The 14,191-nt window shown below is 72.1% G+C and carries 13 protein-coding genes; 5 read left to right on the forward strand and 8 right to left on the reverse strand.

What is annotated here, in order from left to right; genetic code table 11:
* The 6 genes from aqpZ to ABD663_RS05710 form a co-directional block, all read right to left on the reverse strand.
* Positions 1-786, reverse strand: a 786-nt coding sequence (gene aqpZ, locus ABD663_RS05685; protein WP_344736981.1) for an aquaporin Z, incomplete at its 3' end; no start/stop codon positions are given.
* A 93-nt stretch (positions 787-879) separates the two neighbouring features.
* Positions 880-2,181 (reverse strand): DUF58 domain-containing protein, encoded by a 1,302-nt coding sequence (locus tag ABD663_RS05690; protein WP_344736982.1) that lies wholly within the window; start codon positions 2,179-2,181, stop codon positions 880-882.
* A 21-nt stretch (positions 2,182-2,202) separates the two neighbouring features.
* Positions 2,203-3,174, reverse strand: coding sequence for an AAA family ATPase (locus ABD663_RS05695; RefSeq protein ID WP_344736983.1), 972 nt, complete (start codon positions 3,172-3,174; stop codon positions 2,203-2,205).
* Complete coding sequence (locus ABD663_RS05700) at positions 3,171-4,352, reverse strand: DUF4350 domain-containing protein (RefSeq protein WP_344736984.1); 1,182 nt, start codon at positions 4,350-4,352, stop codon at positions 3,171-3,173. The genes ABD663_RS05695 and ABD663_RS05700 overlap by 4 nt, the downstream gene beginning before the upstream one ends.
* Entirely contained in the window at positions 4,349-5,011 is a 663-nt protein-coding gene (locus ABD663_RS05705; RefSeq protein WP_344736985.1) for a DUF4129 domain-containing protein, read from the reverse strand. The genes ABD663_RS05700 and ABD663_RS05705 overlap by 4 nt, the downstream gene beginning before the upstream one ends.
* Positions 5,002-6,363, reverse strand: coding sequence for a DUF7847 domain-containing protein (locus ABD663_RS05710; RefSeq protein ID WP_344736986.1), 1,362 nt, complete (start codon positions 6,361-6,363; stop codon positions 5,002-5,004). The genes ABD663_RS05705 and ABD663_RS05710 overlap by 10 nt, the downstream gene beginning before the upstream one ends.
* 179 nt (positions 6,364-6,542) lie before the next feature.
* On the opposite strand from ABD663_RS05710, the gene mtrA reads away from it, so the two are divergent.
* The 5 genes from mtrA to hpf all read left to right on the forward strand — a co-directional run bounded on the left by mtrA (position 6,543) and on the right by hpf (position 12,124).
* The gene (mtrA, locus tag ABD663_RS05715) at positions 6,543-7,223 is read left to right on the forward strand and encodes an MtrAB system response regulator MtrA (RefSeq protein WP_344736987.1); all 681 of its coding nucleotides are present in this window, start codon (positions 6,543-6,545) and stop codon (positions 7,221-7,223) included.
* A 10-nt stretch (positions 7,224-7,233) separates the two neighbouring features.
* The gene (gene mtrB / locus ABD663_RS05720; RefSeq protein ID WP_344736988.1) at positions 7,234-8,904 is read left to right on the forward strand and encodes an MtrAB system histidine kinase MtrB; all 1,671 of its coding nucleotides are present in this window, start codon (positions 7,234-7,236) and stop codon (positions 8,902-8,904) included.
* Positions 8,901-10,577 (forward strand): LpqB family beta-propeller domain-containing protein, encoded by a 1,677-nt coding sequence (locus ABD663_RS05725; protein ID WP_344736989.1) that lies wholly within the window; start codon positions 8,901-8,903, stop codon positions 10,575-10,577. The genes mtrB and ABD663_RS05725 overlap by 4 nt, the downstream gene beginning before the upstream one ends.
* Positions 10,578-10,676: 99 nt before the next feature.
* The gene (locus ABD663_RS05730) at positions 10,677-11,375 is read left to right on the forward strand and encodes a ComF family protein (RefSeq protein WP_344736990.1); all 699 of its coding nucleotides are present in this window, start codon (positions 10,677-10,679) and stop codon (positions 11,373-11,375) included.
* 86 nt (positions 11,376-11,461) lie between these two features.
* Positions 11,462-12,124 (forward strand): ribosome hibernation-promoting factor, HPF/YfiA family, encoded by a 663-nt coding sequence (gene hpf, locus ABD663_RS05735; RefSeq protein WP_344736991.1) that lies wholly within the window; start codon positions 11,462-11,464, stop codon positions 12,122-12,124.
* A 24-nt stretch (positions 12,125-12,148) separates the two neighbouring features.
* Here hpf and ABD663_RS05740 read toward each other — a convergent pair whose 3' ends face one another.
* Both ABD663_RS05740 and ABD663_RS05745 read right to left on the reverse strand, forming a co-directional pair.
* On the reverse strand, positions 12,149-13,504 hold the full coding sequence (locus tag ABD663_RS05740; RefSeq protein ID WP_344736992.1) for a coiled-coil domain-containing protein: 1,356 nt from the start codon (positions 13,502-13,504) through the stop codon (positions 12,149-12,151).
* 10 nt (positions 13,505-13,514) lie between these two features.
* Positions 13,515-14,126 carry a PadR family transcriptional regulator gene (locus ABD663_RS05745; protein WP_344736993.1) on the reverse strand — a complete coding sequence of 204 codons (612 nt, stop codon included), beginning with the start codon at positions 14,124-14,126 and terminating at the stop codon, positions 13,515-13,517.
* Positions 14,127-14,191: the final 65 nt, after the last annotated feature.

Genomic DNA, 14,191 nt, shown 5'->3' on the forward strand with positions numbered 1-14,191 from the left:
CGGCTCGACCCGAGCCGTCTCGTCCGCCGGGGGAGCCGGCGTCTTCTCGAGCAGTGCGCGGTGCACCACGCCCGCGATGATGCCGCCCACGATCGGGAAGACGATGAACACCCACAGCTGCGCGAGTGCGTCCGGTCCGCCGTAGATCGCCGACGCGATCGAACGTGCCGGGTTCACCGAGGTGTTGTCGATCGGGATCGAGATGAGGTGGATGAGGGTCAGCGTCAGGCCGATCGCAAGCGGTGCGAGCAGTGCATTGCCGCGCGTGGGGTGGGTGACGCCGAGGATGATCAGCACGAAGACCGCCGTGAGGAGGATCTCGATCACGATCGCGGCGCCGAGCCCGAATCCCCCGGGCGAGTGGTCGCCGAATCCGTTCGAGGCGAAGCCGCCGTTCTGAGCGTCGGCGAGCCAGGTGCCCGGTCCGAAGACGCCGATGAGCACGATGAGCGTCGTGCCCACGACGCCGCCGACCAGCTGGGCGATGATGTAAGCGATCGTGTCCTTCCACGGGAAGCGGCCGGAGGCCGCGAGCCCGAGCGTGATCGCCGGGTTGAAGTGCGCCCCCGAGACGGGTCCCCACGCGTACGCGCCGACGACCACGGTCAGACCGAACGCCAAGGCGACGCCGACGAAGCCGACTCCGAGCGGGTTGGCCGCGTCGCCGTACGGGAATCCCGATGCGAACAGTGCCGTGCCGACGCCTCCGAAGACCAGCAGCAGGGTTCCGAGAGCCTCTGCGACCAGCCTGGTCGCCATCTTCGGCTCGGTGGTGGTATCCGTCATGGGCGGACTCCTTTCCTCGGCGCGAGAGTAGCGGCATGCGAACCGATTCCGCCGGAGCCACGACGGAACATCCGGCGAACAGCGAAGAACGGTTCAGAGCCGCCCGGCGGCCTTCAGCGCGAGGTACCGGTCGGCGATGCGCGGCGGAAGGCCGTCGGGCGTGTCCGCGATCGCCTCGCCCCCGGCGCGGCGAATGGCATCGGCGACGACGGCGGCGTCGCGCGCGGTGCGCTCCATTGCCGCGATCCGATACACCTCGGCGGCATCGGGACGCTCGGGTGCCGGCTCTTCGTCGTCGGTGACGGTGCCGACCAGCACCTGCGCCCGGGCGGTGAGTGCGGGCAGCGATCCGAGGAATCCGCGCGCCGCGTCGGGTGCGTCCTGCGCGGTCAGCAGCACCACGAGCGACGGTCGGGAGGTCAGCGCGCGGATCTGAGCGAACGCGGCGTCCCAGTCGGTGTCGATCAGCTGCGGCTCGACCGGTGCCATCGCATCGACCAGGGCGGGAAGGAGCGCCGGCCCGTCGACGCGGGTGACCCGGGCGCGCACCGCACGGTCGAACATCAGCAGATGAGTGTGGTCGCCGGCGCGCGTCGCGAGCGCGGCGAGCAGCAGTGCCGCCTCCATCGCGGCATCCATCCGCACGCCGTCGCCGACGCGCGCCGCCGCGGTGCGCCCGGTGTCGATGAGGATCACGACATGCCGATCGCGCTCAGGCCGCCACGTGCGCAGCATCGTGGTGTGCGATCGCGCGGTTGCGCGCCAGTCGATCGAGCGCACGTCGTCGCCGCGCACGTACTCCCGCAGGCTGTCGAACTCGGTGCCCTGCCCACGCACCTGCACGCTGGTGTTGCCGTCGAGTTCGCGCAGGCGGGCCAGTCGCGACGGCAGATGCCGACGCGCGGTGAACGGTGGCAGCACGCGCAGCGCGCCGCGCGACTCGAGGCGCGCCTGGCGTCCGGCCAGGCGCAGCGGACCGTCGGAGCGCAGCACCGCGAAGGCGCTCACGAGTTCGCCGCGCCGGCGCGGCCGAAGCGGCACCTCGATCGTGCGCGCCTCGCCGGGGGGAATGGTCATCCTCGCCCGTTCCTCCGGGGCGCCCGCCGTCGGCTGCCACGCGTCGCGCACGCGCCCACGCAGGGTGCGCCCTCCGCGGTTGCGCACCCGCAACGACGCCACCACCGACTCGCCGAGCAGCACACGGCGGGGAAGCGAACGGCTGAGGTCGACGGCGCGCGGATCGGGTGCCGCAGCGACGTCGACGGCGGCGAGCGCGACGCACAGCAGCAGCCAGCCGCCCGCCGCGGCCCACGCGTCCACGCCCGCGAGCGAGAGCAGCACCACGGGCACGGCGCCGAGGGCGACGAGCACGGGAAGGCGACCGGTGACGTACATGTCAGATGCGCAACAGCCCGGTCACTTGGGCACGGCGGTCTGCTGCAGCACCGATCCGAGCACGGCCTCGACCGAGACACCCTCGAGCTCGGCGTCGGGGCGCAGCCGCATGCGGTGCCGCCACGTGGGCACGAGCATCGTCTGCACGTGGTCGGGCGTGATGGCCGGGTACCCGCCGAGCCACGCCCATGCCTTCGCCGCGGCCAGCAATGCGGTCGCCGCGCGGGGGCTGACCCCCAGCTGCACGCTCGGGCTCTGACGGGTGGCGCGCGCGAGGTCGACGACGTAGCCGAGCAGGTCGTCCGACACGGTGACGGATGCCGCGGCCCGCTGCGCCGCGCGGATCTCGTCCGGCGTCGCCGCGGCAGCAAGCCCCGCCCCCGCGAGGTCGCGCGGGTCGAACCCCGACGCGTGGCGGCGCAGCACCGACAGCTCGGCATCGCGCTGCGGCACCTCGACGATGAGCTTGAGCAGGAACCGGTCGAGCTGCGCCTCGGGCAGCGTGTAGGTGCCCTCGTGCTCGATGGGGTTCTGGGTCGCGGCGACCAGGAACGGGTCGGGCAGCGGCCGCGTGACGCCGTCGGTCGACACCTGGCGCTCCTCCATCGCCTCGAGCAGGGCCGCCTGCGTCTTGGGCGGGGTGCGGTTGATCTCGTCGGCGAGCACGATGTTGGTGAACACCGGGCCCTCGCGGAACTCGAACTCGCCGGTGCGCGCGTCGTACACGAGCGACCCCGACACGTCGCCGGGCATGAGGTCGGGCGTGAACTGGATGCGCTTCGTGTCGAGCCCCAGAGCGGTGCTGAACGATCGCACCAGCAGCGTCTTGGCGACACCGGGCACGCCCTCGAGCAGCACGTGACCGCGCGCGAGCAGCGCGATCAGCAGGCCGGTGACGGTGCCGTCCTGGCCGACCACGGCCTTGCCGACCTCGTGGCGGACGCGGTTCATCGCGTCGCGCAGGGCCGCGTCGTCGACGGGGTTCTCGGTCATCGCGGGGGAGTCCTTTCCGGGCGGACGGCCGCGCGGACCGCCTCTTCGAGATGGGTGAGCCGGGAGTGCACGGCCACCAGGCGGGTGTCTGTGTCGGGGAGCTCGTCGATGAGCAGCGACCGCACGGCCGCGCGATCGAGGCCGGTGCGGGATGCTGCGGCGTCGGCGACGTCGCCGGCGGCGGCGGCCGGCCCGAGCCCCAGCATCCGCGCCAGCCTGTCGATCGTGCCGAGGCGCAGCTGGTCGGCGGCGTGCAGCGCATCGCGGGAGTGCGCGTAGAGTCGCGCGCGGCCCTCGGTGGTCTCGGCCGCGCGCACCGTGACCGGGAGCCGCTCGGTGACGAGGGGGCCGAAGCGGCGGCCGCGCCAGATCGCGGCGGCGGCGCCGGCGAACAGCAGCAGCACGATGACCGGGCTCACCCAGGGCGGAGTGAGCTCGCCGAGCGTCGGGTCCCCGGCGGGCAGGTCGGTGTCGTCGAGTCCGGGCACGTACCAGACGACGAGAGCGTGCCGGCCCATGAGGTTCAGGGCGAGGGCGGCGTTGCCGTCTTCGGTCAGACGCTCGTTGACGAACAGCTCTCGCCCGTCCACTGCGGCGATGCGCCGCTCGCCGTCGTCGAGGACGAGCAGTCCGGCACCCTCGCCGGTCGGGTAGCACGCGGTTGCGGGCACGTCCGCAGTGCCGTCGGCCGTGAACAGGAGGCCCGGGGCGACACGGCCCGAGCGCTCCGCCTCGGGCAGCGCGCACTGCGGGGCGAGGAGGGAAGCGCCGTACCCCGACGTGCGGGCGTCGAGCAGCACGCGCAGGCTGCGCGAGCGCGGGTCCACGAGGACGACATCCGTGGCGGCCGCCGCGAGCTCTTCGAGGGCGTCGTCCGACAGTGCCGGCGCGTCGGGGAGCACCAGGGTGGCCGGTCCAGCGGCGAGGAGTTCGGCGGCGCGGTCGCGACGGGTCTCGATCGCCACCTCGACCCCTTGCTCCGCAAGGATCGACGCGAGCGCCCGTGCGCCGTCGGGCGAGGCTGACTCAGGATCGAGCACGTCGCGCGCGTTCCATGCGCCGATGCCGCTGAGCACCGCCCCGATCGCACCGATGATCAGGACGAACAGACCGATGAGCGTCCACGTGATGGCCGCGCGGCGGCGCGCGGGCGTCGGCGACTGCACGGTGGCCGTCATGCCGGCACCTCGTCGGTCACGAGCGGCCGCGCGGCGGTGAGTGCGTCGTCGGTCGTGGCGACCAGATCGTAGAGCTCGGGCGTGCCCGGTCGGCGCAGGTATCGCACGTCGTCGAACGCGTCGGCGACACGGTCGAGGTCGCCGGCGGACGCGGGGAACGGCCGTGCGGCGGCGCGCGAGAACGCATGGACGGTCGCGCCCGGGGGAGTGTCGACCACTCCGCGCTCGCTGAGTCCCCGCGCGATCGCGCGAACCCGGACGATGATCGCATCCGCCCATTCGCCCCGTTCGGCGTGGGATGCCGCATCCCGCCGCAGTTCGGCGGCCGAGCGCACGTCGTCGGTGCCGAACAGGGCTGCGTCGCGGCCCGGTGCGCGCCGCGTGACGCGCGGCACGCCCCACACGACGAAGGCGACGACGATCAGGATGCCGACCACCACGGCGGCGATGACGGCCAGCGACGGGCCGAAGGAGGCGGGGAGCTCCGGGTTGAACAGCCTGCTGAAGAACTCGCCGATCGCCTGCGCGATCCGGTCGAGCGGAGTGGGCTCGGCCGCCGCGTACACCGGATCGGCGAGCTCATCCTCGGCCCAGCCGCGGGCTTCATCGCCGTCCGGGGTCAGCGGCGGGGCCGCTGCGACAAGGTCGATCAGGACCACGGCGACTCTCGCCGCTCCGGCGCGGACGCGCCGGGTGCGGTCCACCGGGTGGCATCGGGCCCGGTGGCAGCCGACTCGGTGTCGTCGGACACCGGCGCGGGCGACTGCGGCGGCGCGTAGCCTGACGGCGGCGCGTACGCCGGAGGCTGCCCGTAGGCCGGCGGCTGCCCGTATGCGGCAGGCTGCCCGTATGCCGGAGGCTGCCCGTATGCCGGGGGCTGCCCGTAGGCCGGCGGCTGCCCGTATGCCGGAGGCTGCCCGTATGCCGGAGGCTGCCCGTACGCGCCCTGGGGCCCAAGCGGCGCCCGCACCATGACACGACCGACGTTCTCACGGTAGGGATCGGGCAGCGCCGCGGCACCGGCATCCCGCTTCTCGACGTAGGAGAGCAGGTCGAGATCGAGCCCTTCGCGACGCATCCGGCAGTCGATGTAGAGCAGGGCGCTCGCGGTGGACTGCACCACGATCAGCACCGCCTGGATCACGAGGGTGGCCGCCTGCGCGATCAGCGAGACGCCCACGACGGCGATCAGCGACCCCACGTCGGCGTCGCCGGTCGGCGCGATGATGGTGCTCAGCCCGGCGCCGAACAGGCTGAAGGGGATGCTCACCACCTGGGCGACGACGCCGAAGATGAGGTTGATCACCACGATGACCCCGAGCACCGCCCAGAACCGGCCGCGCACGAGCGTCCAGGCCCGGCCGACCGCGCCCAGCAGCGTCGCGTGCTCGAGGATGATCGCCGCGGGCGCCAGCAGCAGCTTGGTGCTGAGCCACAGTGTCAGCGGGATCGCCCCGACGACGATCAGCACCGTCAGCCCCACGGCGAGCGGCGGCGCGGCGAACCAGATGCCGACGATCGAGAGGGTGATCACCCCGACGAGCAGGATCACCGCGGTCGTGAGCAGGAACACATAGCCCAGCAGCCGCCAGACGACGGGCTTGAGCTTGGCCCACAGCGCCCCCAGAGAGAGCTTCTCGGCCACGGCCGCGTGGGCGACTTCGAGCACGACGATGCCCTGCACGATGACCCCGAGGGCGGCCGCGGCGAGCCCGAGCACGAAACCGGTGATGATCGTGAGCGCGGTCGACCCGGCGAGGACGGCGTCGAACTCGTCGGTGCCCTGGGGGATCGTGTCCAGACGCGAGAAGGCCGCGATCGCGACACCGCCGACAGCGAGCAGCACGACGAGGTAGGAGACCGTCTGCACGACCAGCGCGAAGCCCAGCAGCACGCGGGGGTTCTGGCGGAGCGCCGCGAACGAGCGGCCCAGGATCGTGCCGAACGTCAGGGGGTGGAGGGGGATGATCCCGGGCCGGGATGCCGGTGTCCACGCCGGATACGCGCTCACGACGTTCCCCTTCCCCTGCGGTCGCCCCGTCGAGTCTGTCTATGGTGTCACACCGGCCTGCCATCGATCGCGCAGGCGTCGCTCGGCGCGGTCACAGGCGGTGTCGACTACTCTGTGGTCAGCGCACCGCGGCGTCCGAGACCCGTCGCGCGCCCGAGCCTAAGGATGATCTCGCACCCATGACCTCTCGCATCCTCGTCGTCGACGACGACACGGCACTGGCCGAGATGATCGGAATCGTGCTGCGCACCGAGGGCTTCGAGCCCGTCTTCTGCGCGGATGGCGCGAAGGCCGTGGACATCTGGCGCAGCGAGCGCCCCGAGCTCGTGCTGCTCGACCTCATGCTGCCGGGTATGGACGGCATCGAGATCTGCACGCGGATCCGCGCGGAGTCCGGCATCCCCATCATCATGCTCACGGCGCGCACCGACACGGCCGACGTCGTCCGCGGCCTCGAGTCGGGTGCCGACGACTACATCGTCAAGCCGTTCAACCCCAAGGAACTGGTCGCGCGCATTCGCACCCGTCTGCGCCCGACATCGCAGCCGGCCGGCGAACTGCTGCGGATCGGCGATCTGACCGTCGACGTCGCTGCGCACGAGGTGCGCCGCGGCGACGAGACGATCCCGCTCACACCGCTCGAGTTCGAGCTCCTCGTCGCGCTCGCCTCGAAGCCGCAGCAGGTCTTCTCGCGCGAGATGCTGCTCGAGCAGGTGTGGGGTTACCACTACAAGGCCGACACCCGCCTGGTGAACGTGCACGTGCAGCGCCTGCGCGCCAAGGTCGAGCTCGATCCCGACAACCCCAAGATCGTGACCACGGTGCGCGGCGTCGGCTACCGGGCCGGCGCGGTGGCGTGAGGCGACCCTCGTGTCCGCCGACACCGCGGCGGTGCCGACCCGCACTCCGCTGAGCGACTGGCGGAACTGGCGCGCCTGGCCCGAGACGATCGCGGGACTGTGGCGGCGATCGCTGCGATTCCGCACCCTCCTGGTGACGCTCGGGCTGACGGCGCTCGCCGTGATCATCGCGTGCGTCTGGATGGCTCTCGCGATCGGCAACGACCTCTTCGAGTCGCGCAAGGACCAGGTGCTCACCGACGCGCTGCGGGCCACCACGTCGGCGCAGGCGACGCTTGACAACGCCGACGCGGACAGTGTGCAGGTCGAGAACCTCATGATCAGCGTTCAGGCGACACTCGCGCAGCTCTCGGCGAGCGAGATGTGGGCGGCGCTCACGACGTCGTCGCAGGGGCTGCAGGGGTTCACCGTCGGCGCGTTCGACGAGCAGATCCTCACCGACGGGCTGCGCACCGCGGTGCAGGAGGACCCCGACCAGCAGTACTGGCAGTCGGTCCCGCTGCCGACCGACGACGGCGGCACGGTGCCCGGCATCATCGTGGGGCAGCAGCTGATCGCGCCGGGGATCGGCAGCTACGAGCTCTACCTCGGGTACGACCTGGAGGGTGCGTCGCAGACCCTCGGGTTCGTGCAGACGACCCTGTGGATCGTCGGCCTCGGACTCATCGTGCTGCTCGGCGGCATCTCGTGGTTCGTGCTGCGGTCGGTGACCGTGCCGATCGCGGAGGCGGCGCAGACCAGCGCCAAGCTGGCCGCCGGTGAGCTCGGAGAGCGGCTGCCCGTGCGGGGAGAGGACGAGTTCGCGACGTTGGGCCGCTCGTTCAACGCGATGGCGGACAGCATCGAGTCGCAGATCAAGGAGCTCGCCGATCTCTCGCTCGTGCAGCAGCGGTTCGTGTCCGACGTGTCGCACGAGCTGCGCACGCCGCTGACGACCATCCGCCTGGCCGCCGACATGATCAACGACCAGCGCGACGAGTTCGACCCGTCGACCGCGCGTGCCGCGGAGCTGCTCAACGCGCAGGTGCAGCGGTTCGAGACCCTGCTGACCGACCTGCTCGAGATCAGCCGCTACGACGCCGGGTCGGTGCAGCTCGAGCTCGAGCCGACGAGCCTGGCGGCGCTCGCCGAAGATGTGATCGGGTCGATGCAGCAGCTCGCCGAGCAGCACGGCAGCGACGTCAGACTCGTCGCGCCCGGGGGATATTCCCCGGTCGACATGGACCCCCGGCGCGTCCGCAGGATCGTGCGCAACCTGCTCGGCAACGCGATCGAGCACGGGGAGGGCAGGCCGATCGTCGTCACGGTCGACAGCGACCAGCAGGCGGTCGCGCTCGGGGTACGCGACTACGGCATGGGGATGCGGCCCGAGCACGTCGAGCGGGTCTTCGACCGCTTCTGGCGTGCCGATCCCTCGCGCACCCGCACCATCGGGGGCACCGGGCTCGGGCTGTCGATCGCCCTCGGCGACGCCCGTCTGCACGGCGGCGAACTCGCCGTGTGGTCGCAACCGGGCAAGGGGACCAACTTCGTCCTCACCCTTCCGCGCACCGCGGTTCGCCTGAGTGCACCGTCGCCGGTGCCGATCGATCCCGGCGACGACGCGGTTGCGCCGGTCGACGCGCTCGGTCTCAGCGGACCCGTCGACGTGCTTCTTCCCGAGGGCGGTGATCGTTCGTGACCCGACGGATGCTGGCGGCGGCGATCGCCGCAACCCTGGCACTGCTGCTGGCGGCGTGCGCGAGCCTTCCCACCTCGGGTCCGGTCAACCGCGGGCTGGTGCCCGAGGAGGAGTCCGAGGCGCCCTTCGCGTTCGTCCCGGCCCGCCCGCAGCCGGGGGCCACGCCTGAGGAGATCGTGGACGGCTTCTTGCGCGCGGGAACCGGTGTCACCGACAACTGGCTGCGCGCGCGCGAATACCTCGCCCCCAGCATCCGCGAGCAGTGGCGGCCCAGCGCGGGCGTGACCGTCGACGTGTCGGTCGACCGCGTGATCGGTTCGAACGACGAGGGGCGGGTGTCGGTGCGTCTGGTCACCGTGGCTTCCGTCGACGCCCAGGGCGCGTACGAGCCGAGCGACCAGAGCACGGCGACCCTCGATTTCGAACTCGCGCAGCAGGCCGACGGCGAATGGCGCATCACGGCTGCGCCGGACGGCATCGTGCTCGGACGCGACGTGTTCCCACGTGTGTTCCATCGCTACTCGGTCATGTTCTTCGACCCGACGTGGACCTACCTCGTCCCCGACACGCGGTGGTACCCGACCGCGTACGCGGTCGTACGCATCGCCGCCGCCGTCGTCGACGGAGTGCCCACTCCGTGGCTGTCGGAGTCGGTGGTCAGCGCATTCCCCGAGAGCGTGCAGCTCGAACCCGCATCCGTGCCCCTGTCGGGAGGAGTCGCCCAGGTCGGACTCAGCACCAACGCGCTGGCCCTGGACACCACGACCCACAGCCGAATGCAGGCGCAGCTCGATGCGAGCCTTGCGACGGCCGGAGTGGCGAGTGTCGAGATGTCGGTCGGCTCGGCGCCGATCGACGTGACGGCCGCGCCCACACGGTCGACACGGGTGTCCGGGCCGCCGCTCGTGCTCACCGAGGCCGGATTCGGATTCCTGTCGGGCGAGGAGCTCACCGAGATCCCCGGGCTGTCCGACGCTGTGGTCGCGCAATCGCCGACCGCGGTTCAGGTCGCCCCCGAACGCGACCTCGCCGCCGTGCGACGGCCCGACGGTGCCGCCGTGCGCGTCGAGGCGTCCGGGGCGTGGATCCTGGCCGATGCGCGCGCCGGGCTCGCCTCGCCGTCGATCGACCCGCACGGCTATGTGTGGAGCGCGATCGTCGATGATCCGGCGAGTCTGCAGGCGGTCGGTGACGACGGTGAGGCGATCGCCATCGCCGATGCCTGGCCGGGCGCGGCCCGCATCACGGCGTTCTCGGTCTCGCGCGACGGCGCCCGCATCGCCGCCGCCGTGTCGGTGGGCGGAGAGCACGAGGTGTGGGTCGCCGGGGTGGTGCGCGACGGTCAGGTGCCGGTGCGTCTGGGCGAGGGCGATCCGCTGATGCTGGGTTCGCTCGCCGGCGAGGCACTGTCGCTCACATGGCTCGACGACACCACGATCGGCGTGGTGGCTCGGACGGGTGACGACCGCGTCGTGGTCGAGCAGCCCACGGGTGGGTCGGCCACCTCGTACATCGGACCTCCCGACGCCGTGTCGCTCGCGGCGGCGAACCCGCTGTCGAACCTCCGCGTACGCTCTGCCGACGACGCCATGTTCGTGCGGCGGGGGACGAACTGGACCGAGAGCGCCACCGGCGTGCTCGTGCTCGCGACCCAGCAGGGGGCGCCGCAGTAGTCCGCGGCCGTTCCTCCCCAGCACGTCCTTCTCCCCGGCCCGTCCACAGCGTGGCGACGCGGCGGCCGTCGCGCGTCGCGTCGGGCCCAGGCTGAGGGGATGTTCGACGCCGAATCGGTCCCGCGCGCATTCCAGGATGCCCTCGCCTTCGTGCTGCCGGTCGACTGCGCCGGATGCTCGACGCCCGACACCGCGCTGTGCGAGACGTGCCGCGCGGCGCTGGCGCCACGACCGCGTGCGCTCGAGACCGACGTCGATGCGCCGGTGTATGCCGGGCTGCCGTTCGACGGTGTCGCCGCGCGCGTGATGCGCGGCCTGAAGGAGGAGGGGCGCACCGCCCTTGCGCGCGCCCTCGCGCCGGCGCTCGCGGCGGCGCTCGCACGCCTTCCCGGCGATCCGGATGTGCCACCGTGGATCGTCCCCGTGCCGACATCGAGGGCGTCGATGCGGCGACGCGGCTATCGCGTCGCCGACCTGATCGCACGGCGAGCCGGGTTCGTGCCGCGGCATCCGCTGCGCCTCGCGCGTCAGCCCGCCGATCAGCGCGGTCTCACAGCGGACGAGCGCCGAGTGAACGTGGTCGGGAGCATGGCCGCGCGCCGCGCGGCGGGCCGGCGGGTGGTCGTCATCGACGACGTCTCGACCACGGGGGCCACCCTCGGTGAGGCCGTCCGCGCTCTTCGCGAGGCGGGTGCCGATGTCGTCGGCGGGGCGGTCGTGGCGGCCACACCCCTGCGGGCGGGAGGCGGTGCGTCGTTCGGAGGACCCTGGGGGGAGGCATCGGAAACTCATGGGTGACAGGCTCCCGGTCGCGGGATACCGTGGGGGGACAAGGCGACTGAGGTCCGCCCTTGGCCGGGAGGACCGGAACAAGGAGGTCAGGGATGGAAACCAGCATCGTCGGCGTAGGAGTGGGGATCACGGATCGCTTCCGCTCGGTCGTCGAAGAGAAGGCCACCCGCATCGAGCACCTCGCGCCGCGCGCGCAACGGGTCGACGTCAAAGTCACCCACCGCGCGTATCACAACGGCCGCATGGAAGACGACACGGTCGAGCTCACCGTCACGGGCAAGGGTCCGATCATTCGCGCCGAGGCCACCGACGGCGACAAGTTCGCCGCCCTCGATCTGGCCGTCGACAAGCTCTGCGGGCAGCTGCGGCGCGCGAAGGACAAGCGGGTCGACGCCCGCAAGCACCCGCGCGGAGCCAAGCTCGAGAAGGGCACCGGTGCCATCCAGGGCATCGACGTGCAGCCCGCCTCCGCCGATGTGCTGCATGCCGTCGCCACCGGAGGCGTGCCCGTCGTGGCCGTCGAGGATGACGAGGACTACACCCCCGTCGTCATCCGTACGAAGGAGTTCGATGCCGAGTGGATGACGGTCGAAGAGGCGGTCGACCGCATGGAGCTGGTCGGCCACGACTTCTTCCTGTTCATCGACGCGCGCACCGACCACCCGAGCGTCGTGTACCGCCGCAAGGGATGGGACTACGGCGTGATCTCGCTGACCGCGCAGGCCCCGCCGGTCGAGGAGGCCGTGGCGTCGTAGCGGCGAGGGCGATCCTCGGCGGCGTCAATCGAAGATGCCGTCGAGGATGCTGCCGATCACCAGGCCGCCCAGGATGCCGCCCATGAGGTCGGATCCGCCGCCGCGGCGGCCGCCGGGCATCCCCATCCCGGGCATGCCCATGCCGCCGGGAGCGGTCTGCGGACGGGCGCCGTCGATGTCGCGCTGGGCCAGCTGCAGGCCCTCGCTCGCCAGGAAGGCCGCGCGGCGGGCCATGTCCAGCGCCTGCTCGCGGTGGTCCTCGTCGATCTGGGTGGCGGCCGCGGCAGACGTGCCGAGGTGGCGGTCGAGGTCGATCCGCACGCGCTCCGCCTCGGCGAGCCGCGTGCGGGCGTCGGCCCCGATCCAGCCTCGGTGTCCGGCGATCACATCGCGCGCGACGGCGAGCTGGCGGTCGGCGTCGTCGATCGCGTGGCGCACGTGCGCCAGGTCGGGGATCTGGCGCGCCGCCCTCTCGCGGGCCGCGGCGATCGCGGCATCCAGACCGGCGTTCGCCGCGCGCAGCTGCGACAGCTGCGCGAAGGGATCGGTGTTGACGCCGGCGGCCGGCAGCGCCTTCAGCGCGGCCTCGAGTTCGGCCACCGCAGCGGTCACCGCCGGCACCTGAGGCGCCGTGCGCGCCGCGATGAGGTCGCCGCGCGAGTCCTCGACGACCGCCGCGAGCGTCGACTCGGCGCGCAGCGCCTCGACCTCGAACGTCTCGACCGCGTCGATGAGCGTCTCGGCGCGTCGAGCGGCCTCGGTCGCCGCCTCGAGAGCCATGTTGGCCTGCTCGCGCTGACCCGCCTCACGGCGCCGCTCGGCGACGCCCGCGCTGTGCTCGGCGAATCCGATCAGCTGTTCGGCTTCCGCGGGGTTCGCCTCGACCTGCGACAACGCGTGCGCGGCGTAGCGGGCGGCCAGGCGGGTCACGGTGTCACGGGCGTGGGGGATGCGGGTGCGCAGGTGCGCGGCATCCGATCGCACCTTCGCGATGATCTCGGGAGCGCGCCGTGCCCGCGCGATCGGCTCGGCGAGCGCCTCGGTGCGGTCGTCCAGCAGCTCCTCGGCCCACTCGCACAGCTGCACGATGCGCGCGTTGCGGGTCCGCAGCTCTTCGGGGGTGTCGGGGATGTGGTCGTGATTGAGCTGGTGCAGGTGGAACGCCTCGCGCAGGTGGGTGCGCACGGCATCGTGGGCCTCGCGCAGCTCCTTGGTCGCTCCCGGGCCCAGCTCGGCCTCGGCGAAGGCGAGCTCGTCGCCCGTCAGGCGAATGCGCTCATCGGCGTCGACGAGCGCGCGCTGCGCACGCAACGCCAGGTCGGCGTCGGTCGCGTCGAGTTCCGCCTGTTCACGCTTGCGTCTGCCCCAGAATCCGGCCACACCCTTGATCCTATGTGCGCATCTGAGAGGCGGCTGTGGGCTGTGGAGGTCGACCGCGCTTCGGACGTTCGCTCGACAGCTCCAGACTCATCGCATGGTCGGGATGCAGCGCGAGGCGCTGCTCGGCGTGGTCGAGCCAGCGCACCTCGGCCTCGGCCGCGAAGATCATCGAGTCGACGACGAGTTCGCGGGCGAGCTCGGCGGGGCTCGTGGGATTCCCGGCCCGCGGCCTGGTCCGGCGGAGCGCATGGAGGCGGCCGGCCGACGCGCCGCGCTGGGTCTGGATCACGTCGGCGACGTCGACGCCGGGGAGGGTGGCGGCGACCGCGAGCTTGATCGCGAGCTCGTCACGCGTGCCCCCCGACCGCTCGACCGGGGAGGTGAGCCAGGAAACCACCTCGGCGGATCCGGCATCCGTGATCTGCCAGTACACGTGCCCGTGCTCGTCGACGTCGCCCTTCTCGACGAGGCCGTCGCGCTCGAGCCGATCGAGCGTGTTGTAGATCTGGCCCACGTTGAGCGGCCACGTGGAGCCGGTGCGGCGGTCGAACTCAGCTCGGAGCTGATAGCCGTAGCACGGGCCCTGGTCGAGGATCGCCAACAGGCTCTGCCGCACCGACATCGCAGTCTCCTTCGGGTGTATACCGAGTATCTGATTGCCGAGTATATGCATACCGGGAATGGGAT

Origin of the sequence: Microbacterium awajiense (assembly GCF_039536545.1) — a bacterium.
Classification (GTDB): Bacteria; Actinomycetota; Actinomycetes; order Actinomycetales; family Microbacteriaceae; genus Microbacterium; species Microbacterium awajiense.

Coding starts and splice junctions, on each gene's coding strand:
- ABD663_RS05695 (WP_344736983.1), bottom strand. CDS start 3,174: ATGACCGAGAACCCCGTCGACGACGCGGCCCTGCGCGACGCGATGAAC.
- hpf (WP_344736991.1), top strand. CDS start 11,462: ATGGAAACCAGCATCGTCGGCGTAGGAGTGGGGATCACGGATCGCTTC.
- mtrA (WP_344736987.1), top strand. CDS start 6,543: ATGACCTCTCGCATCCTCGTCGTCGACGACGACACGGCACTGGCCGAG.
- ABD663_RS05700 (WP_344736984.1), bottom strand. CDS start 4,352: ATGACGGCCACCGTGCAGTCGCCGACGCCCGCGCGCCGCCGCGCGGCC.
- ABD663_RS05730 (WP_344736990.1), top strand. CDS start 10,677: ATGTTCGACGCCGAATCGGTCCCGCGCGCATTCCAGGATGCCCTCGCC.
- ABD663_RS05745 (WP_344736993.1), bottom strand. CDS start 14,126: ATGTCGGTGCGGCAGAGCCTGTTGGCGATCCTCGACCAGGGCCCGTGC.
- ABD663_RS05690 (WP_344736982.1), bottom strand. CDS start 2,181: ATGTACGTCACCGGTCGCCTTCCCGTGCTCGTCGCCCTCGGCGCCGTG.